Origin of the sequence: Teredinibacter turnerae T7901, assembly GCF_000023025.1 — a bacterium.
Classification (GTDB): Bacteria; Pseudomonadota; Gammaproteobacteria; order Pseudomonadales; family Cellvibrionaceae; genus Teredinibacter; species Teredinibacter turnerae_B.
In genome coordinates, this window is record NC_012997.1 from 4004600 (window position 1) to 4026002 (window position 21403).

Sequence of the window (21403 nt, forward strand, 5' to 3'; positions counted from 1 at the left end):
ATGTTAGAGAGCCGGCCAACAATTAATTACAGTTATTCAAGATCTGCAAACTGCTAACGTATTCGAGGCTCGGGTAAGACATATACAAATCACGTTTGCCAACGACTTCGATAACCTCACCCAAAATGGCAGGGTTATTCGCCGGGCTAAACTGCGCGCGCTGGTCTGATTCCAGTTTCACATACACTGTGGTACTCGAGTTGAGATCGGCAAGTTCCAGCGCGTAGGGATTGTTCACGCCGGCAACTACCTCGCCTACAACGGTCAGGTCGGTACCGGTTGCGCTCGCGTACGCAGTTTCCACAGACACCGCCGTTGCACCCCCACAATTTCCCGAACTACCGCCATCAGAGACCAGCTCCATAGCGTCCACATATTCAATACTTGGCTGACTCTGATAATTATCTCGTACGCCGCTTACCATCAGCGTTTTACCGATCAGGGTCGGGTCATTTTGCGGACTGAAATCTGCACGGTACTGGCTTTCCAGCTTCACATATATGGTCGCCGCGCTGTTACTCTCGTCTGCCATTTCCAGAGCATAAATACCGTTAATTGGCTGCGTTATCACCCCTACAGCTGTCACCGGTGTCGATACTGGCTCTGCCAGCGCTTCAACCACACTCAAGGCTCCGCCCGAGGCTGTGACGATCTGCATGTCCGTTACATATTCGATGCTCGGCTGACTCATGTAAACATCACGCCGCCCACTGACTTGCAGTGTCTCGCCAACAATTGATGGGTTATTTTGAGGGCTGAACTCGCTGCGATACTGGCTTTCCAGTTTCACGTAAATCGTTGCAGAATTATTACTCTCGTCCGCAATCTCCAACGCATAAATACCATTAATCGCCTGGGTGATAACACCGCGCACAGTGAGGTTGGTACCCGTCGATGCCGCCAAAGCGGCACTAACACTGGCAATACCCGTTCCACCTGAGGATGAAGAGCTGGACGAACTGCTACTGCTGCTGCTCGAACTGGTGCCACCGCCTATGTTGTATGGCGCGCCATATGCACCATTGGCAAAACTGGCTGGATTCCACGGGTCATAGCTGCCACTTGGATTGCTCCAGGGTTGACCATTATCCGGGTCAGTCAATTCCTCGCTTGCCATAGGATTGGGCGTCGCCGTACCACTCGGGTGCGCGCTGGAATTGAAATGCGTGTATGACTCAGCAGTCGCCAGCCAGTTTACGATGTTAACACTCAGCTGCGCAGCATTCCCGGAATCGGTCCAGCCAGGGTAGGTGCTCTTGCTGCCACCGGTATCTTCCCTGCGGTATTTCGTGGAACTGTCTTCGATTGGACTCGAGTCGCCAATAAACGCCGCCTTGCCTGCGCCGGATTTGGCGATGGCGACATAGGGGCCCTCCGCGGTTCCGCCGAAGTAGAGGCCCGAGTCTACCGCGTAATTCCATGCGCTCGGGTTGTCACTCGCGGAAAAATACACCAGTCCTTTCGCTCGTGTTGGATCAGTAATCGCAAGCGTCGCCCCCGCAGCCATAAGCACTGGGGTTACTCCCGTGGTCAAGCCTTCCACTTGAGACGCTGGCTGAATGCCGCTGGCACCCGAGAGCCAATTGATGGCATTAAACCGAAAACGAATGCCGAAATTGTTGGCCAGCCAACCCGCGGTGGCACTGCCTGGGTTGCGCAAATCACCATAGGCGCCGCCCACATTGTATTTCGCCAGATTGGATCGGTTGTAGCCGTTGTAGACTTCGGTACTATCCCAAGTGTTCAGATTGCGGTCAGCATTGTAGTGATCGGCAATAAAAAATATACCCTTCCCATCGGCCAGAAATTGTTCCAGCGCCGTGAGCTCTGCCTGCGTAAACGGCCGGTTGCTTTCCGCAAATACCAAAACATCGGCAGCGCTGATGGCGCTATAGCTGATAATGGCTTCATTGGCGGCAGAAGCACCAGCGGAAGGGGATGTGTAATCATCGACAAACTTGATAATGCCGTCGTTGTTTTTATCGACACCCCGATATTCTTTAACGGTATATCCGGCATTTTTTAATGCATTCGCAAAATCCGAAAATCCACCATCAATAACCCAATCCGCATTCCCTTCAGTACCGCCATGTGATACATCGAAAAATACGACCTTGCCGTTGTTGTTCCCTGCGCTAGGAGTTAACACCGGAGCAGGATAATTCCATTCATAAGGCGCAGCGTTTACTAACGCTGAGCAACCGAGAAAAATACTTAACAATAAATACAAACGCCAGTTGGATAACATCGCAGGAATCTCCTGGTTGGGGGTTAAACACAGTGCGCAGCATAAAAAACCACATTAGCGTGTTTAAATGACGCGGACGTGAAAGGTTTTTTAATCTTGAAAGACAGATCGCACACGGTGCGTAAAGAACTGTTTTTTATACGGAGTCTTTTCCGCGGAAGGCGGGAGAACTTAATCCACCAATTAAGCAAAACGGATTATTTTTAAGCCTGGTTTTAATCAGCTGGTTTTAATCAACTTTGGTCACCCGCGCCAGCGGGTTCTCTCGCCATACACCTTAAGAACAACGCTCAACAACTCAATAAACAATAAAAAAGCGCCCGCAACGGGCGCAAAGTTTCTCGAGGGGTAATGCATAAACAGGCTAATCACCATAAAAAACGCTGTAAGACTGCCAGCGCGTGGCGATTAGAGACTCCAAGATATGGGTGAAAGCCTGGAGCCTCTAATAACGCACTGACTTTACAGTGAGTTTTTCAATCGATTACGGAAAGGTGATGCTCCAGGCATCAATATAGCCGGTATCGTAACGCGCGCGATCACGCACTTTCAGCTTCCATTCCCCACTGGCGGGTGCACTGCCAAAATTCAACTGGTAAGTCCCATTGATATTGTCTGCGCTGCCGCCCTGGCGATTTAACACGTTAACCGTCGTGCCGTTGGGCGCGATCACATCCACAATTAAATCGCCGATGTAAGTGTGCACAATAGAAATATCCACACTTACTGTACCGGCGGAACCCGTTCGGGTCGAGGTTATCGGGCTGGTGATCCCGGTGTTACTGTTGTCGGGAATACTGTAGTTGCTGTTATTGCTGAAGGTGGCCGGTCCACCACCGCCACCACCGCCAGTGGTGTAGCTTGCCACCAGGGTCACACCACTGTATGAGGTATAACCAATTAGCTTCACGTAGTATGTTCCCGCCTGAGGACTGCCAATAGGACAGGATTCATTGTTGCCGTTCAAATAGGGACGACAGTCGTAAGTCCCTGTCGTCGGTTCGGAACCGTAGCGGACATACAGGTCCACATCGCCAGAGCCACCGCTAATTGCGAAGTTCAAATTAGATGCTCCCGCAGGCACAGCGAGAGTGAACACGGTTTCACTACCCGCGCTGCCCGCAAGACCTGTGACCGGAACACCATTTTCCAGATAGGCCCCTGGAGTACCGCCACCGCCACCCGTACAACCATCCTGTTGCAGCGCCGTTACTGCTGCGGCAGCCTGGATCAAGCCATAGCCAGTGCGGTTATCGCGGCCTTGGGAGTCAATATCCAGTGCGGTATCGCGCAATAGCGTGCGGATCTCACCCGGCGAGCAATCCGTGTCATAACTCCATACCAACGCAGCTACCCCGGTAACATGCGGCGTCGCCATAGAGGTGCCGTTGTAATAGGCATAATCCACATTACCATCGACCCGCAATGTGACGGATTGACCGATACGCGACTGCAAAGTCTGGCCAAGCGTGCGGTTAACAGAAACCGAAGGCACGCTAACCTGACTGTTGGTGTCGACTAAAAACGGGTTTTGCAATCCGGGGCGAGCGGTATTGGAATAAACGATAATCCCGGCAGCGCCGGCATTAGCGCAGGCGAGTGCGGCATTTATCTCCGGGTAACTGCTGCCCACCTGGTTGCCAAACCGTTCTGCCAAACAAATTTTGCCCGACATATTGCCGCAGCTATAACTGCCGCTACCAGACACAGTACAGGCCGCCAGCGAACCAGACACCTGCCCCGTGTTGTACTGCACCACATAACTGCCACCGGAAGAGATAAAACGGTTGTGGGGCACGACACGGTCATCACCGTAGGTGCTGCCACTGACAGTGATGGAGCCAATAACACCATCACCCCGCCCGACTGTAGATAAAATCGCTTCACCGGGCGCGGCAAGTTCCACCTGATTGGTCGCCTGCGAGAATTCCGCTTGCAGGTAGGTTTCGTCGACCGCAGCCACAGAGACAACACTGTCGTATGACGCAGGATACGAATGCGCGGTATTGCCATCGTTCCCCGCTGCGGCGATCAGCAACATACCGTCGTCGGTATATGCCTGCATCGCGTTGCGTTCTGCGGTAGAGGAGCCGGAACCCCCCAGGCTCATATTAACCACCTGAGCTCCGGCGCTTTGGCATACCCCAATTGCATCGATAAGATCAGAGGCGTAACCCCAGCCACTTGCGTTAAATACCTTAACCACATGTATCGCGATCAAGCCGCTGGGCATCACCCCCAAAACCCCTTGGGAATTGTTGTACGCAGCAATGGTGCCCGCGACATGAGTGCCGTGTGATCCTCCCGGGACATACCAGTTACCCGTACCGGAAACGTTGGTACCCGCATGGTTATTACTCGCCAGATCCGGGTTAGTTCGGTCGTAACCGGAATCGATAATGCACACCTTGCGACTACCGCTATCACTATCGCTAACCGCATCAGCCTCTACTGCCGATATTCCCCAAGGTGTCGCTTGTGCCAGCAAACGGCGCTCCGGGTCACGCTCAACATAGGCCACATCCGGTTGCGCACGCAGCGTCGCCAACTGCGCGGCGTCTACCGAAACCGCCATCGCATTTATGTGCTCCAGTCGCTTAATCACTCGAGCATTAGCGGCCGCCAATTGTTGCGCTTGTCTAACGCCTTGTGCGCGAAACGAGGCTTGTGGTGTAAGCCCGGCGACGTCGTTAAATTTCACGATATATTGGGGTGCGATTTTCGGCGCGGGATTTACAAACGCGGAGAACTTGTGATCCTCCGTTTGTGCTGCAACAGCCAACACTGGCACACCAAGCAAAGTGGTGCTCAAAGCCAAAGCTGATATTTTTCGAGCACCAGACAACATACTTCGTAGTTTTCGACTTACGAACATAGAATCCTCTCAACATTAATTTTGTTTGCAAAACAAACGTTTGAGTTGCCTTCGCGCCAGTGCAAGAACCGTATGCAAAACTGCAGGAACGAAGTCGTTACGTGAGCTAATTGTAAAAATTTGTGAACGAATCAAAACTTAGAAAATGTTTAGCGCACAGCACTTGACCGTTTGGCGCGAGGATCATGAATGTCATTCTGCTTTTCACGCCAAACAACAATCTCGGCTTTTTGCGCTACTGAATCATAGTTGCCGAATGACACGTGCAACGCTTTGTTGGAGTGCAGAATTTCGATGCATGCGACCTTTTGGTCAGTGGGATGGGTTAAAAAAATCAAATGGGGGCATAGCGCAGAGTTAAATAAAAAGCACTAAAATGAAATGAAGCGACGCCTGTCGCGATCTCAGTAATAAAACGCGGAATTCGTTATGTCTAAACCCGATTGGAAAACGGTTGGCCACCGAGGCTATCCGTCCCGCTTCCCTGAAAATACGCTACCGGGATTTATCGCTGCTATAGAGGCTGGTGTCGAAGCCGTGGAGTTCGACATTCAAATGAGCCGAGACGGCATTCCTGTGGTTTTTCACGACGACACGCTCGAACGCACAACCACCGCAATAGGTGCATTAAAAGAATTAGACTTTGCCGAACTGCAAAATATATCGTGTCACTACCCACAACAGTTTCGCGAATCCTTTTCGCCTCTGCCGATACAAAGCCTCGCGGACCTGAGCCAGGCGCTGGCAAGTTATTCCGTGGAGTTTTTCATTGAAATAAAAGAAGACTGTCTGCCGCGCATTGGCCCTAACCAGTTTCTGGAAAAAGTATTGCTGGCATCGGACGTATTAGGCGAACGGCGACGTATAATTTCCTTCGATTACGATTTACTGGTGCTGGCCAAGAATACCTGCAACCTGCCAATTGGTTGGTGCCTGCCAGATACCTCCGCAGAAACCTTGCACAAAGCCCGCGATTTACAGCCGGATCTGCTTATCGCCGAACCGCTTAACTTTATTGAAGGCGATCTCTGGCAAGGCGCATGGCAGTGGTTTATCTACAACATCAACACCCACCAGGAAGCCCAGCGCTGGGCGGTCGACGGCGCCGCATATATAGAAACTAATTTTGTTCATGAGATAATCAAGCGGGGTTGATGCTCCAACAGCTTCAGTCAGATCGAACCCCACACCTCTGTGCCGGTGGATAAAAATCCGAAACAGTATTTCACCTGCGCTATTGACAAGCCCTCCCCCGCTACCTAAAGTCGCGCCCGGTTTCAGGTGTTTTCGCTGCCATACGCGAAAACGACAGCCAGGCATACGCAGCGACAAAGTCATCAACTATCGCTCGCCGCATGGCTTAACTGGGAAGTCCGGTGTAAATCCGGCGCTGCCCCCGCAACGGTAAATGCGGTGCTATCAAGGGATAGCACGCATCAGCCCGATACCAGCCTGACGATCACACTTTCAACGATGGAGCGGAGGGCTGCCATCCTGGAATGACACTAATCTTCGCGCTACGCCTGGGTTACGACTCATCCCCGGAATTCCTCCCTCATTCACCAATGAGGATCTCATGACAACGCGTTTTACTCTCTCCAGCCTCGCGGCTGCGATTGCCCTGTTAACCAACCCCGCCACCGCCAGTGACGCCCTTGAAGAAGTGGTGGTTACCGCATCTCGCCTGCCAACACCACTGCGCGAAGTGGGCGCCTCGGTTTCAGTAATTACCGAGCAGGATATTCAACTGCAAGCAGCAACGACATTAAACGAATTGCTGCGCAATCAACCGGGTATTAGCAGCACAAACAGCGGCGGCCTCGGCAAGATATCGTCAGTAAGTATTCGCGGTGAAGAAGGTTATCGCACACTGATAATGGTAGATGGTGTAGAAATGTCCGACCCTACCGGCACTCAGAGCATGACCCACGTGGAGCACTTGAACATGAACAGCGATGTGGAGCGCGTTGAAATTCTCCGCGGGCCGCAGGGCTTTGTCTACGGCGCAGACGCCGGAGGTGTAATCAATATTTTCACCCGCACAACACAAGAAGGTTTTGAAGGCCGGTTGGCAGCAGATATTGGCAGCTACAACACGCAGAATCTGAATGCCTCATTGAGTGCAGGCAACAGCCGTATGGATGGTTTCGCCTCGGTCACCGCGTTGCACAGCGACGGCTTCAATGCAATGACCTACGACACGAGTGGTGAGGAAGACGGCTACGACAATTTAACCGTCCATACGCGCGGCGGTGTGAACATCACCGACAAGCTGCGCGCGCAAGTTGTACTGCGCAGAACCCATGCAGAAAACGAGTACGATGCGTATTCATCCAGCAGCCAAACCGTTACTCCGGACAGCGACAGCGAGTTCACCCAATCCGTCGGCCGAGTATCCTTGGCCTATAGCGGGGAGCAAACCCGTCAGTCACTGGCCTACGCACAGACCAACGTGAAGCGGGAATTTTTCAGCAACGGGGAAAGCAGCTACGGCAGCCGCGGCAAGCTCAAGAAACTGGAATATCTGGGATCTTACCCCCTGAGCAAACACCTCACCGCCGTGTGGGGAGCGGATAACAAAGAGGAAATCATCGACGCCGTGGATGCCGATCCGAAGCAATCGCGCACCCAGCTGGGCATATTTGCGGAGTTGCAGGCCAACCTGCAAGACAGCGTTTATGTCACTGCGGGCCTGCGCAATGACGACAACGAAGACTTCGGCACCTACAACAGCTACCGGGTAACCACCGCGTGGTTGCCCGTGCAAAACGATGAGAGCACGTTAAAACTGCGCGCCAGTGCGGGCAGCGGGTTCCGCGCCCCGGCACTTTCGGAAATAGCCTATAACAATGGCCCCTGGGCGTCGGGCGCGGCAGCCAACCTGGCGTTGGACCCGGAATCCAGCGAAGGCCTGGACCTCGGGCTCGACTACTACCGTCAGCTCAGTGGCGAGCAATCAATCAACCTGGGAATTACGCTGTTCTCGCAAAAAGTCGAAGATGAAATTTATTTCGACCTGATTGGTTACAGCGGCTACTTGCAGGCGGAAGGCGAAAGCACCTCAAAAGGCGTGGAATTCACCACCGATTACGCCATTAACTCGCACCTGAGCCTGGTGTTCAACACCACCTATAACACCACAGAAGACCGTGCCGGTGAACCGCGCCCACGCCGTCCGCAAAACACCAGCAACCTCGGTGTACGTGTAAACGGGATGGACAACGCCCTGCACCTGCTGGTTAACCTGTACGACGCGCGCAACGCGGATGACATCGACGGCGCTTCGCTGGACGACTACAACCTGCTGTCCGCCAGTGCCAATTACAGCTGGAATCAGCTTCTGTTCTCGCTGCGGTTAGACAACATTACCGATGAAGACTACGCCCTCGCGGGCGGCTATAACAACGCCGGGCGCACGGTCTCTGCAGGGGTGCAATTCGACTTCTAAACCGCTGCCGTTGTTGGCAACTCACTGTGCGACAGGCCGGGCAGCGATTTTCGCCCGCGCTGTCGCGCTTGCTTCTAACGTTGAACACGCCGGGTACACACAATGACAAAACTCATGGTTCAGGGCACCACCTCGGACGCGGGCAAGAGCACACTGGTTGCAGGCCTGTGCCGGGTGTTGTTGCGCCGAGGCCATGCGGTCGCCCCGTTTAAACCGCAGAATATGGCTTTGAACAGCGCCGTCACTGCAGACGGTGGTGAAATTGGCCGCGCTCAGGCCGTGCAGGCCCAAGCCTGCGGTATTGCACCCACGGTGGATATGAACCCGGTGCTGATAAAACCCGCCAGCGATACCGGAGCCCAGATCATTATTCAGGGCAAAGTCCAGGGCAATATGACGGCACAGAATTTCCACCGTTACAAACCCGAGGCGTTGGCAAAAGTTTTAGCGAGTTACCAGCGGTTGTGCAGCCAGTACGACAGCGTAATTACCGAAGGCGCGGGCAGCCCGGCGGAAATCAATCTCCGCCAGGGCGATATCGCCAATATGGGCTTTGCCGAAGCGGTCGATTGCCCGGTCGTGCTGATCGCCGACATTAATCCCGGCGGTGTTTTCGCCCACATTGTCGGTACGCTCGAACTGCTCTCGCCCTCCGAACGCAAGCGTATTAAAGGCTTTGTGATCAACCGCTTTCGCGGCGATCTCGCTCTGCTGCAACCCGGACTCGACTGGCTCGAAGAGAAAACCGGCAAGCCGGTATTTGGCGTTATTCCCTGGCTGCACAATTTTCACCTCGAAGCAGAGGATGCCATTAATCGCGAACAGCCAAACCACTCCGGTCATTTTCGCGTCGTGGTGCCCGTGCTGCCGCACATTTCCAACCATACCGATTTTGACAGCCTGCGCCACCACCCCGACGTTAATCTGGAGTTTGTCGCCCTCGCCGAAACGCGCGTTCAGGCGGATCTGATTATTTTGCCCGGCAGCAAAAACGTGCGCGGTGATCTTGCCGCGCTGCGCAATTCCGGCTGGGATAAACACCTGCAACGGCACCTGCGCTACGGCGGCAAAATACTCGGCGTATGTGGCGGATATCAAATGCTCGGCCACACCCTGCGCGATCCGCACGGTTTGGAAGGTGAACCCGGTGATTCCGCCGGGTTCGGGTATCTGCCTTTGGACACGGTACTCGAGCAGGCAAAGCAACTGCGCAACATTGATGGTGCGCTGACCCTGGCTGGCGAGACGGCAACGGTCGCGGGTTACGAAATTCACCAGGGCGAATCGCGCCTGACTGAAACCGCGGAACAGCCCTTTTTATGGAACGATCATCGCCGTGAAGGCTGTCTCAATGCCGATAACACCGTGCTCGGTACCTATTGCCACGGCGTGTTCGACAGCCCTGGCGGCGCCAACACCCTGCTGCAGTGGGCGGGCCTGACGAGAGAGACGGCTATCGACATTAAAGCGATGCAAAACACCGAACTCGACCGCCTCGCGGATACCCTGGAACAACACATCAACCTGCAACAGCTACTGCAAGCCTGTGAGGCGACATTGTGAAAACCCTGATTCTCGGCGGCGCCCGCAGCGGCAAGTCCGCCCATGCCGAACAGCTCGCCAGCCAGAGCAACAAATCGGTGATCTATATCGCGACCGGTTGGGCCGGTGATGCGGAGATGGCAAAGCGTATCGCCCACCACCAGCAACAGCGCCCCACCCACTGGCGGACGGTGGAATCGCCCCAGGACCTGGCGGCAACCCTGCTGGAGCAGGACGGCGCCAACAACCTGCTGCTGGTAGACTGTCTCACGCTGTGGATCAGCAACTGCCTGGCCAACGATTGCCTTACCAGTGAAATGGCCGCAGTACTTGACCTTGTACCCCGCTTGCAAAGCGAGCTGATATTTGTGAGCAACGAAGTGGGCAGTGGCGTCGTGCCACTCGGCGAGCTGAGCCGCGACTTTGTCGACAACGCCGGTCGCATGCACCAGCGGCTCGCCACACTCTGCGATCAGGTTTTACTGGTGGTGGCGGGCTTGCCACTGTCGTTAAAATAGCACCTTATTTTCAGCGAAATCGAATTATGACTCATCCGCTAGACTGGCTTACCACCCCCTGTGCCCGCATCGACGCCGACAGTGCCGAGGCCGCGCGCGCCTACCAAAACACCCTCACCAAACCACCGGGCTCGTTGGGCCGTCTGGAGGAGATCGCCGTACAATTTGCCGGTTGGCAACACTGTGTAAAACCCGAACTAAACCGCGTTGCGATCCGGGTTTTTGCCGGCGATCACGGCCTGTGCAAGCAAAACATCTCTGCATTCCCGCAGCAGGTCACCGCCCAGATGATCGACAATTTCGTCGCCGGTGGAGCGGCGATTAATGTGCTGTCCCGATTCTGCCATGCAGATTTTGATATTTTGAATTTAGGCACGGTTGCACAACCCGCGCTCCTGGCGGCAGATAAAAACCTGCACTTGGGAGCGGGAACCGCCGACGCCAGCGAACAACCGGCAATGACGCAAGAACAACTGATCGCCGCCCTCAACGCCGGGCGCGATCAGGTGGACGCACTGGCAGATTGCCAACTGTTTATCGGCGGAGAAATGGGCATCGGCAATACCAGCAGCGCAAGCCTGATCTACGCTCTACTGGCGGACCGCCCCGCGGCAGAATTCGCCGGGCCCGGCACCGGGTTGAGTATTGCAGGTGTGACGCACAAAGAAACCGTACTCAACCGCGTTCAAGACAAATATCAGGTGCAGGTGCGCACCAGCGAAAGCCCAGCGCTGGCCGCATTGCAGCTGTGTGGCGGGTTCGAAATTGCCGCCATATGCGGTGCCTACCTGCGCTGCGCGCAGCGCGGTATTCCAGTACTCGTGGACGGTTTTATTACCAGCGCGGCGTTTATGGTTGCGCAAAGTCTGCAACCGCAGCTGCGGGACTGGAGCCTGTTTGCACACTGCTCCGCGGAACCGGCGCATCGCAATGTGCTGGAGCAACTGAATATCCAACCGCTGCTGGATCTGGAAATGCGTCTCGGCGAAGGCAGCGGCGCCGCGCTGGCGGTACCACTGTTACAACAGGCCCTGGCATTGCACGGTCAGATGGCCACGTTTACAGGAGCCGGTGTCGATGATCGCCTCTGATGAATTCAGCGTTACCCAATTCGACATATTGCGGCATGGCCAATGCGAGGGCGGCGATATTTTCCGTGGCTCCACCGATGTGAAACTCACCCCCGCCGGTTTCGCCAGTATGCGCACAAGTTGTGATATTGCCGACACCCCATGGGACGCAGTGATAAGCTCGCCACTCGTTCGCTGTCGCGCATTTGCCGAGGCTTACGCGCACGAAAAACATCTACCATTCACGGTAGATACGCGGCTGCGCGAAATGAGTTTCGGTGCCTGGGAAGGGCAGCAGCGGCAAACCATTTGGGAAAACCAGCACGCGGATATTCTCGCCTGGATGCAGGACCCGTCCTCCTATACCCCACCCGGCGGCGAGCCGCTGGACCAGGTCGCCGCGCGTCTCGATGAATTCTTTGCCGAGGTCAGCGCAAACTACCGCAATCAAAACGTTTTACTCGTGGCGCACGGCGGATTAATGCGTATATTTTTATCCCGGCTAATCGGCCTGCCTATCAATAAAGCGCAAAATTTCGAAGTGCCCTTCGCTTGTCTGTCTCGCATAAAAATTTACGACAAAGGCGACAGCCGTATGATAAAGCTCGCGGCACACAATTTTGTGAGCAGCCAGCCCTGATGTTAAAAGCGATGCTGCTGGCAATCGGTTTGCTCAGCCAACTGCCGGTCGCGCGTTTTTTATCGCCCGAGGATTACAGCCAGGCCAATCGCCAGCGCGCGGTGCATTATTTTGCGTTCACCGGCCTTTTCCTCGCCGCCATTATTGGCAGTTGTAGCCTGGTGATCAGTTCCGCCCTGCCCGACCTGGCGGCGAGCGCAATTATTTTATTGCTGTGGGTGTTGATCACCGGTGCCCTGCATTTGGATGGCCTGGCCGATTGCAGCGATGCCCTTGCCGCCGGCCACCGCGACCGCGCGAGCGTGTTAACTATTCTAAAAACCCCCGAGTGCGGCGCTATGGCCGTGGTCGCACTGGTACTGCAACTGCTGTTAAAACTGGCTTTTATTCACGCGTTGCTGAGCCAGTTTCACGTCCAGCTTGCGGTTGCAATTGGCTGCGCACTGGTGTGCGCGCGCCTGTGGGCCAGCTTGTATATGCAAACCACGCCTTACGCCCGCGAGCAGGGGCTGGGTATTGCTGGGCCGGGCAGGCCGAGCACTGCCATTATTGTGCAGTGCTGTGCCCTGCTTACAGTATCTTTTTGGTGGTTGCCCGCAGGGTTCACCGCCGCACTTTTTTGTTTACAGGCACTGGTCTTTTTCAGCTGGCGCCAGCTCTGGTTGAACCGTATTAACGGCTATACCGGCGACTGTGTCGGCGCCATGATAGAACTGCAGGAAACCACCATTCTATGTTTATTCACCGTTTATTTTTCGCCCGCCGCCTAATTTCCGCTGCGCTGTTGCTGGGCCTGCTGATGCCACTGGCATCCCGCGCCCAAGCCGCATCTGGGGCGCACGCCATTACCGTGACCGATTACAACGGCGACAAGGTGAGTCTGCAACAACCCGCGCGACGCATCATTGCGCTGGCACCGCACATTGTAGAAAACCTGTATTCCGCCGGTGCCGGGCAATATCTGGTCGGCGCGGTAGACTACTGCGATTATCCACCGCAGGCGAAAGCCATTACCCGCGTTGGTTCTATCAGCAGTCACAGTATTGAAGCCATACTTGCCCAACAGCCGGATCTGGTTATCGCCTGGAACTCCGGCTACGGCGGTAAAATAATCGGCAAACTGCGCGCATTGGGAATTCCAGTGTATGCCAGTAATCCGCTCCAACTGGAAGATGTCGCACGCTCGATTCGCGATTACGGAAAACTGGCAAATACCACTGCAGTTGCCGAAAAAGCCGCACAAACGTTTCTCGCCCGCTTGCAGGGGCTGCGCGATCAGTACACCGACCACCAGCGTTTAACGGTATTGTATGAAGTCTGGAATTCACCCCTGCAAACACTCAATGGCGAGCATATTATCAGCGACGTTATTGCATTGTGTGGAGGGCAAAATGTGTTCGCCGATGCCCCAGTCATCGCGCCAAAAATCAGTCTGGAATCAGTACTGAGTCGCAACCCGGACGTGATTGTGGCCAGTGGCATGGGTGAGGAAAGACCGGAGTGGTTGGACGACTGGCGCAAGTGGCCCAGTCTAAAAGCGGTGCAAAATAATCACCTGTTTTTTATTCCACCCGATATTATCCAGCGCCACACCGCCCGCATCCTGCAAGGCGTAAATGAAATGTGCGTGCACCTGGAAAACGCCCGCACACCGCTGTCAGAATAACTGCTCTGTAGCGCTGTTTTTTTGCCAACCGCCACCTAACGCCTGATAGAGCGCGAGCAGCGTATTAATGCGCTCCAGCTTGGTCTGCAGGCTTTGCACTCTGATCGCAAACATGGCGTTCTGCGTGGTTAACAGAGTTTGATAGGGTTCCGCGCCCTGCTGGTAACGTATTTGTGCAATGCGATTCGCTTCCTCTGCACGGTGTAAATCGGCCTTTGCGACATCACTCAGCTGCTTTGCCAGGCGAGCGTTTTGTAATAACACGTTCACTTCATTAAAGGCCGCCAACGCTGTTTGCCGGTAGCTCGCCACCGAATTTTCCAGGCGCAGCCGCGCTTTGGTGTTGTTGCGCGCACGCGCGCCATTATCCAGCAGTGTTTCCACCACACTCGCCGCAGCACTCAACACCACCGTTGGCGATTTAATTAACTCGGCAAGCGAATCGCTCACGGCACCCGCCTGACCGGTGAGGCTGATATTGGGCAGAAAGGCAAGCCGCGCCAACAACTGGTTCGCACTGGCGATTTGCAGATTCGCCTCGGCCTGAATAATATCCGGGCGCCGTTTCAACAAGGCGGCAGGCAACCCCGGCTGAATATCCGGCACCACAATATCGGCCAGGGTATCGCCGTTAAAATGCACATCGGCCACAGGCTTGGCGACTAAAAGCGCGAGCGTCGATAACACCGAAAATTCATTTTGCTGCAGCGAGGCCAGCGCATTGCGCTGCTGCTGCACGGCGATGCGCTGTTGCAAGGCATCCAACGGCTGGGTAGTGCCGTTATCGACTTTTGATTGAATAATATTTAACAGCGATTCCGCGCTATCAAGATTCTGCTGCGCCACCGCAAGCTGCTCGCGAATAAACAATAACTGAAAATAACTCTGCGCGGCGGTGTTATAAATATCCAGCGCGATACTCGCCTGCTGCGCCTGTTCTGCGGCAAACGTGGCTCGCGCCAACTGAAACTGCCCCGGCTTTTTTAAAATATCGCTATAGCCAAGCGTCGCAGTTGCCGACGCCTGGTCTGCAACCGCACGTTTAACACCGTCATCAAGTGTATCCGTGGCAGTTTTACTTAAATTAACGCTTATGTTGGGTGTTGGCGCCAAATCGAAACCCGCATCGCGCAGGTTAATTTGCGCTATGCGAAGGTTGCGCTGCGCAATGCCAAGCGCGAGATTTTGCTGGCGTACCTGAGTAAGATAGAGGGTCAACTCAGGCTGATGAAAGTCCTCCCACCAGGTCATACTCGGCCACTGCTCAACACTGGGTGAGTTAATGCTGGTCCACTGCTCAGGTATATCGCCTTCCGGCAACTGCGGCGTTTGACTGGCGCAGGCCCCAACTAAAAAACTGACGGATAAAAACGCGATCGAACGCATTGAATACAACACCTTTTATTATTCGTTTGCCAGAGCAACAACCGGGTCGAGCCGGGCGGCCTTCCGGGCGGGTGCAAAACCAAAAATTAAACCGGTCGCCGCAGCACAGCCAAATGCGGCAAGCATCGGTGCAGCGGTAAATACAATTTTGCTGCCGCTCAACTCCAGTAATTTACCAGCGCCGACCCCGAGCAATAGTCCCACCGCGCCTCCCACGCAGGAGACCACCACCGCTTCGGCAAGAAATTGCTGCAGAATGTCCGTTTGGCGCGCACCGGTGGCCATGCGAATACCAATTTCCCGGGTTCGCTCAGTCACCGACACCAGCATAATATTCATCACCCCGATGCCGCCGACCAGCAAACTGATAGCGGCAACCGAGCCCAACAGCATGGTAAAGGTTTCCTGGGATTCCGACGCGGTCTCCAACAGCTCAGCGCTGTTAAAGATGCGGAAATTGGTTTCGCCGGTTTGTTGCTGAATATAAGCGGTGAGTTGTTGTTCGGTTTCGTCTATCTGCGCCGCATCTGCAACCGCGACGGTGATGGAGCGCAGATAATTTTGCCCGAATAAACGCAAGCCACCGGTTTTTAGCGGTACAAAAATCACGTCGTCCTGGTCGCGCCCGCCGAATCCCGACGAGCCCTTGCCCGTCATCAAACCAATTATCTGGAACGGAATATTATTAATCAGCACATAGCGCCCGACCGGGTTGCCGCCATCCGGGAATAAATTGCTGTACACGGTTTTACCCAGCACCGCGACAGGCGCATAATCTTCACTGTCCTGGTCGGTAAAAAATACCCCTTGCGCCAATGGCCAGTTTCGGGTTGTAGGCAGGTTCGCCGCCGTCGCCGTTATATTGGTTTGATAATCCTGATCGGTAAAACGTACCGTGGCGCTGCCTTGAATTTCCGGCAGCACAGCGGCGATATTATCGAGATCGCGCCCCAGCGCGTCTGCCAGATCAAACGTGAGTGCCGTTGATGCACCGCCGCGCATGCCCGGGCGCCGCCACGATGGAAACACGGTGAGCATGTTGGTGCCCATGGCACTAATCCGGTCGATCACATCCTGCTTTGCGCCCTCGCCAATGGCGAGCATGGCGACCACCGATGAAACGCCAATCACAATACCCAACAAGGTAAGCACCGTGCGGAAAATATTGCTGCGCAGTGAACGCATTGCCATACGCAAGGCTTCGAGTCGCCCCAACCAGGAGGTTTTCTGGTTCGCGTGCGCGAGGTCTGGCAAACTCGCATCGCCCACAGACTCAGTATCAGCTTTGCGGTTATCCGCAATCACCTGGCCGTCGCGCAGCTCGATAATGCGGTCCGCATGATTCGCCACTTCCATATCATGGGTAATCAGAATGACGGTGTGGCCGTTTTGCGCCAGCTCAGCCAACAGCGCCATCACTTCGCGACTGGATTGCGAATCCAGCGCGCCCGTGGGTTCATCAGCGAGAATAAGCTGGCCGCCGTTCATCAGTGCGCGCGCAATCGACACCCGCTGCTGCTGGCCACCAGACAACTGGTTGGGGTAGTGATCAAGGCGTTCGGCGAGGCCGAGCGAGTTGAGCAGCTCCACCGCGCGAGCGCGACGCTGTTCCTGTGGGACACCGGAATAAATTGCCGGAATTTCGACGTTTTCCTCAGCCGTGCAACCGGCTAACAGGTTATAGCTCTGGAATACAAAACCGAATGCCTCGCGGCGCAGCCAGGCCAGGCCGTCCGCGTCAAAGGTTTCGATATTTTTCCCGGCGAACAGATATTCCCCCGCCGAAGGGCGATCGAGGCAACCCAGAATATTCATCAGGGTCGACTTACCACTGCCACTCTGACCTACAATGGCAACGAATTCACCCGCGTAAATATCCAGGCTGAGCCCGCGCAAGGCTTTAACCTGAACCCCGCCCGGGGTTCCAAAACTGCGCTCGATATTGCGCAGTGAAATAAGGGGTGTTGACTCACTCAACGGAAACCTCGCATGCCCATCGGCCGTCCGTCGCGCGCGCCTGCGGCACCGCGCATGGGGTCAACAATACCTGACACCACTTGCTCCCCCGCCTGCAGGCCGGAAACCACTTCCGCCTGTACACGGCTGCTGACACCGATAACAACTGTGCGCTCCTGCTTGTTGCCTTTGTCGTCGATAACCGTGACCTCCGCTTGCCGCTTGGCACCGCTGGCCATTGCGCGACGCGATTTATAGCCGCCATTGCCGCCATAACCGGCGGGTTTTTGCGGCGTCTCTGCCGCGGGCTCGGCAGCAGGTTGAGATCGGGCAGGATCATCCAGCGGGCGAATATGACTCAACGCGGCCATCGGTACAGTCAGCACGTCGCGCGCAGACGATGTAACAAAAAACACCTGGGCAGTCATACCGCTTAGCAAGGTGCCGTCTTTATTTTCCACATCAAACAACGCGGTATAGAGCACCACGTTGTTGGTCACTTCCGGGGTGGGCAATATCTGGCGCAACTTGCCGTACCAGCGACGGTGGCCGTTGCCCAAGGTCGTAAAATACACGGCCATGCCCGGCTTCAACTTGCCCACATCAGCTTCAGACACATCGGTTTCCACCGTCATGTTGGTTAAGTCTGCAATCGTCATCACCAAGGGCGCAGACTGCGCTGCGTTTAGCGTCTGGCCTTCCTTCACGTTAATCGACACCACAGTACCCGCCATGGGCGCGACTATCTTGCTGTAGCCCAGTTCGGCTTCGTCACTGGCAAGCCCCGCGCGGCTCTGTGCGATTTGCGCCTGCAACTGCGCCATGCTGGATTGCGCGTTCATCAGCGCGTTAATCGCCGTATCCACTTCCTGCTGGCTGGTAGCGCGATCGACCAGCATATTTTTCTGCCGCTTTACGTTCGCCTCGGCAAGTTCGAGCGCCGCTTTGCGCCCACTGAGCAGCGCTTCCTGCGCCTGCAAGCTGGCCCGACTGGCCTCCACCCGCTGCATCTGCACCGAGGCATCAATACTGGCCAGCAATTGACCTTCGCTCACCACCTCGCCCACGTCCACCGCCAGCGATTCCAGCTGACCCGACACCTGCGCGCCCACATCCACACTGCGCCCCGGCGCCAGACTGCCGGCGGCAGCAACGGTATTTTCAATGTTGCCTTTTTCGACTTTGGTAATGAGCGGTTTGGCTGCGGGTGATGCGTCCTGACGAAAATGCCACCACGCGAACACGGCAAGGAGCAGCACACCGGCAGCAAGCCAGTAACGGGCTCGCCAAAGGAACCGTCGGGAAAAACTTGGGGATTGCGGGTTGGGCATACCGATCTCACTTATTAATATTTACGGGCGCGTGGTGTTATTCGCTACGAGCCGAGTTTTCGGTCGCAATCGAACAGAAAACGGGCATCCTGGTCGATTGCGTGTGGCGCCTATAGTAACGTATACAAGGTGGGCTAAGATTTAAAACAGCGTTGTAAACCGGCGTCAACGGGGTAAAGTTAGGTAAAGTTATTGCGGGCTGGCGCAGCTGGTTCACTTATTTTAGGTAGAAGTCATCGTCGTAGGTTTTGAGCAAATGCGGTGTCATTACGGCAAATGCACTGGTCATCATTCCATTCAAAAAGCCTTCAGGAAATACAAACAAAAACAGTAAATAAATGTTGTCGCTATACAGCGGTAAATAGAATGGCTGAAACACCCAAAAAAAAGCCAGCGAGCTTAATGCAATGACTACCGGTGTGAGCAGCCCACCAACAAACCCCACCCCTAAGGTGTAAAGAAAAAGGTTTTGAATGCGTGTACGCGATACCCAGTACAACAGACAGGTAGTAACCGCCGCCGGTAGTAGAACGCTTACCAACCAGGTAAACGGCAGCGTTTGAAATGTGCCCACGCCGCACAGCCATGAGACGAACAACGCAGCAGCACCGGCAATTGCCGCGAGCCGAAATCCAAACATTAAGGTTAAGATGGTCACCAGCATAGGGTGCAATCGAAAAATACCCAATACCGAGACCCCCATAAACGCCCAACTTAGACCTAGCCCGATTATTGCGCCGTACCACAGATGCTGCCTCTCACTCACGGCCATCAGCTTACGCCAGCGTGCCGAGTAAACAGCCCATACGAACACCGGTGTTGTGAGAATCACACTGAAATAAAAAAGTGCGTTGGGGAGATCCACTAATAAATTCATAACCCGCCTAATTAGCGCCTTCTAATATTTTCGAAATATTTTAGCATTCGGTAACAATTCATCACCGTTTAAAGATCCCGATACTGCCCCGATAAAACCTGTTCGCTCGCAATTACATAGTTTTACACCTTGGTAAAATCTGGTTCGGCAGCTGATTGAAATATTCAATACAACATTGGCGAGATAATTGCGTTATGATTATCCCCCTTTGCAACCTGTATGAATTTCCATCTCCAATATTGATGGCGGATGGGCGCTTAAACACTTGGAGGTTAAATTGGCAGCAGTTTTATTGGTGGACGACGACAAGGGGTTTTGCTCAGTTACAACCGAACTCCTTGGTTTATTGGGTCATGAAGTAAAAACGGCTGATAGCGTCGCTAGTGCCACGGAACTACTTAAAGAAAGTCAATTCGACCGTATTTTGCTGGATTTGATGCTGCCGGACGGCAGTGGTTTCAATGTGCTAGATACGCTCGCCAAAGAAGGCTTAGCCCATACCCAGGTCACCGTCATAACGGGCCACCCTGCGGTGAAAAATCTGGTGAAATCCCTCTACGGGCCGCGCGTCAACTATCTGATCAAGCCCATCACCCTCGAACAACTCAAGTCGCTGTTCGACGACAGTGTCGTTGAGCAAACCACCTCTCGCGACGGTATTGAGAAGCACCTTGGTTTCCTTGTAGGCGAATCCAAAGTGATGAAAGACCTGTACGAGATGATTGTGCGCGTCGCCAACACTCCAGCCAACGTGATGATTATGGGCGAAAGCGGTGTTGGTAAAGAAGTGGTGGCCAACGCAATCCACCATGTAAGCAAATGCACCGGCAATTTCGTAGCAGCCAACTGCGGCGCATTTTCGCGGGAACTCATTGGCAGCGAACTCTTCGGCCACGAAAAAGGCTCGTTCACCGGCGCCGTTGCCCGCAAGCCCGGGGTATTTGAGCAGGCCGAAAACGGCACTTTGTTCCTGGATGAAGTCACCGAAATGCCAGTTGATTTACAACCTAACCTACTGCGTGTGCTCGAAACACAAACGGTAGTGCGGCTGGGCGCCACCAAATCCATTCCGATCAATTGTCGTGTGGTTTCAGCCACCAACCGCACCGAAGAACAACTCGCCGAAGGCAACTGTATGCGCGAGGATTTGTACTACCGGCTGGCAGTGTTTCCCCTGCGAATTCCTTCGCTACGGGAACGCAAAGAAGACGTGCCTGTACTGGCTCGGTACTTTATCTCAGAAATGAACGACAGCTACGGCACCGGCTTTGCATTGAGCGAAGAACTGATGGAGCAACTTATGGCTTACGACTGGCCAGGCAATGTCCGAGAGCTGCGGCACACCATCCACCGGGCCTTTATCATGAGCGACCCCGCGGGTGAATTTCTGCAATTACCCAAGCACTTGGGCTCCCCTTTCAGCAAAACGCAAAAAAATAGTGAACCAAGTTTACGCTCCGGACGTACCATCGAAGAAGTCGAAAGAGAATTAATTGAAGTAACCCTCGCAGACTTGGATGGAGACAAGAAGCAGGCGGCGCAAGTGCTGGGGATAAGCCTCAAAACACTATACAACCGCCTAAACGAATACGAGTCGTCAGAATAGGAGAAATTTTTTGGCGGAGATAAATACACTCATTCACGAAGCGAGAAACCCACTCAACAACATCTCTATGAATGCCGAGCTTGGCAAAATCATGGCAGCCAATGCCGAGGGAAATTCTGACAAGCTGATTGAAATTTTTACACGCATTATCGGTGAGTGCCAGACCTGTTCACAGGCACTTACCGACCTCAAAAACCAACTGGACAATCACAACGCCTAGCGACTTTTCCCGCGCAAAGC

Annotated in this window: 16 protein-coding genes and 1 riboswitch; of the genes, 10 read left to right on the top strand and 6 right to left on the bottom strand. The window is 54.4% G+C overall.

What is annotated here, in order from left to right; all coding sequences use genetic code 11:
- Positions 1-22: 22 nt before the first annotated feature.
- Complete coding sequence (locus tag TERTU_RS15995) at positions 23-2248, bottom strand: DUF6359 domain-containing protein (RefSeq protein WP_015818503.1); 2226 nt, start codon at positions 2246-2248, stop codon at positions 23-25.
- Between the two features lie 484 nt (positions 2249-2732).
- A complete protein-coding gene (locus TERTU_RS16000; protein WP_015817282.1) occupies positions 2733-5096 on the bottom strand; it encodes a S8 family serine peptidase in 2364 nt (787 codons plus the stop codon).
- A 456-nt stretch (positions 5097-5552) separates the two neighbouring features.
- On the opposite strand from TERTU_RS16000, the gene TERTU_RS16010 reads away from it, so the two are divergent.
- From TERTU_RS16010 to TERTU_RS16045, 8 genes are all read left to right on the top strand, one after another.
- Positions 5553-6278, top strand: a complete 726-nt coding sequence (locus TERTU_RS16010; RefSeq protein ID WP_015820427.1) for a glycerophosphodiester phosphodiesterase family protein — start codon at positions 5553-5555, stop codon at positions 6276-6278.
- A gap of 173 nt (positions 6279-6451) precedes the next feature.
- Positions 6452-6593: riboswitch (cobalamin riboswitch) on the top strand.
- Between the two features lie 106 nt (positions 6594-6699).
- The gene (locus TERTU_RS16015; RefSeq protein ID WP_015819083.1) at positions 6700-8571 is read left to right on the top strand and encodes a TonB-dependent receptor plug domain-containing protein; all 1872 of its coding nucleotides are present in this window, start codon (positions 6700-6702) and stop codon (positions 8569-8571) included.
- Positions 8572-8673: 102 nt separating this feature from the next.
- Positions 8674-10134, top strand: a complete 1461-nt coding sequence (locus TERTU_RS16020) for a cobyric acid synthase (protein ID WP_015819583.1) — start codon at positions 8674-8676, stop codon at positions 10132-10134.
- Complete coding sequence (gene cobU / locus TERTU_RS16025; protein ID WP_015818250.1) at positions 10131-10631, top strand: bifunctional adenosylcobinamide kinase/adenosylcobinamide-phosphate guanylyltransferase; 501 nt, start codon at positions 10131-10133, stop codon at positions 10629-10631. The genes TERTU_RS16020 and cobU overlap by 4 nt, the downstream gene beginning before the upstream one ends.
- A gap of 26 nt (positions 10632-10657) precedes the next feature.
- Positions 10658-11722, top strand: a complete 1065-nt coding sequence (cobT, locus tag TERTU_RS16030) for a nicotinate-nucleotide--dimethylbenzimidazole phosphoribosyltransferase (protein ID WP_015817975.1) — start codon at positions 10658-10660, stop codon at positions 11720-11722.
- Entirely contained in the window at positions 11709-12341 is a 633-nt protein-coding gene (locus tag TERTU_RS16035) for a histidine phosphatase family protein (protein ID WP_015818282.1), read from the top strand. The genes cobT and TERTU_RS16035 overlap by 14 nt, the downstream gene beginning before the upstream one ends.
- Positions 12341-13111 (top strand): adenosylcobinamide-GDP ribazoletransferase, encoded by a 771-nt coding sequence (locus tag TERTU_RS16040; protein ID WP_015818481.1) that lies wholly within the window; start codon positions 12341-12343, stop codon positions 13109-13111. Before TERTU_RS16035 ends, TERTU_RS16040 begins: the two co-directional genes overlap by 1 nt.
- Positions 13075-14007: a cobalamin-binding protein gene (locus tag TERTU_RS16045; RefSeq protein ID WP_015820579.1), complete on the top strand. Its 933-nt coding sequence runs from the start codon at positions 13075-13077 to the stop codon at positions 14005-14007. The genes TERTU_RS16040 and TERTU_RS16045 overlap by 37 nt, the downstream gene beginning before the upstream one ends.
- Here the strand turns inward: TERTU_RS16045 and TERTU_RS16050 are convergent.
- The 4 genes from TERTU_RS16050 to TERTU_RS16065 all read right to left on the bottom strand — a co-directional run bounded on the left by TERTU_RS16050 (position 13999) and on the right by TERTU_RS16065 (position 19557).
- Entirely contained in the window at positions 13999-15393 is a 1395-nt protein-coding gene (locus tag TERTU_RS16050; RefSeq protein ID WP_015820132.1) for a TolC family protein, read from the bottom strand. The genes TERTU_RS16045 and TERTU_RS16050 overlap by 9 nt on opposite strands.
- Positions 15394-15411: 18 nt before the next feature.
- Positions 15412-17370: a MacB family efflux pump subunit gene (locus TERTU_RS16055; RefSeq protein WP_015817108.1), complete on the bottom strand. Its 1959-nt coding sequence runs from the start codon at positions 17368-17370 to the stop codon at positions 15412-15414.
- Positions 17367-18680: an efflux RND transporter periplasmic adaptor subunit gene (locus TERTU_RS16060; protein WP_015817559.1), complete on the bottom strand. Its 1314-nt coding sequence runs from the start codon at positions 18678-18680 to the stop codon at positions 17367-17369. The genes TERTU_RS16055 and TERTU_RS16060 overlap by 4 nt, the downstream gene beginning before the upstream one ends.
- Positions 18681-18897: 217 nt before the next feature.
- A complete protein-coding gene (locus TERTU_RS16065) occupies positions 18898-19557 on the bottom strand; it encodes a hypothetical protein (RefSeq protein WP_015818284.1) in 660 nt (219 codons plus the stop codon).
- Between the two features lie 277 nt (positions 19558-19834).
- On the opposite strand from TERTU_RS16065, the gene TERTU_RS16070 reads away from it, so the two are divergent.
- Entirely contained in the window at positions 19835-21163 is a 1329-nt protein-coding gene (locus TERTU_RS16070; protein WP_015818741.1) for a sigma-54-dependent transcriptional regulator, read from the top strand.
- Between the two features lie 10 nt (positions 21164-21173).
- The gene (locus TERTU_RS16075) at positions 21174-21383 is read left to right on the top strand and encodes a histidine kinase (RefSeq protein ID WP_015818338.1); all 210 of its coding nucleotides are present in this window, start codon (positions 21174-21176) and stop codon (positions 21381-21383) included.
- Positions 21384-21403 lie beyond the last annotated feature (20 nt).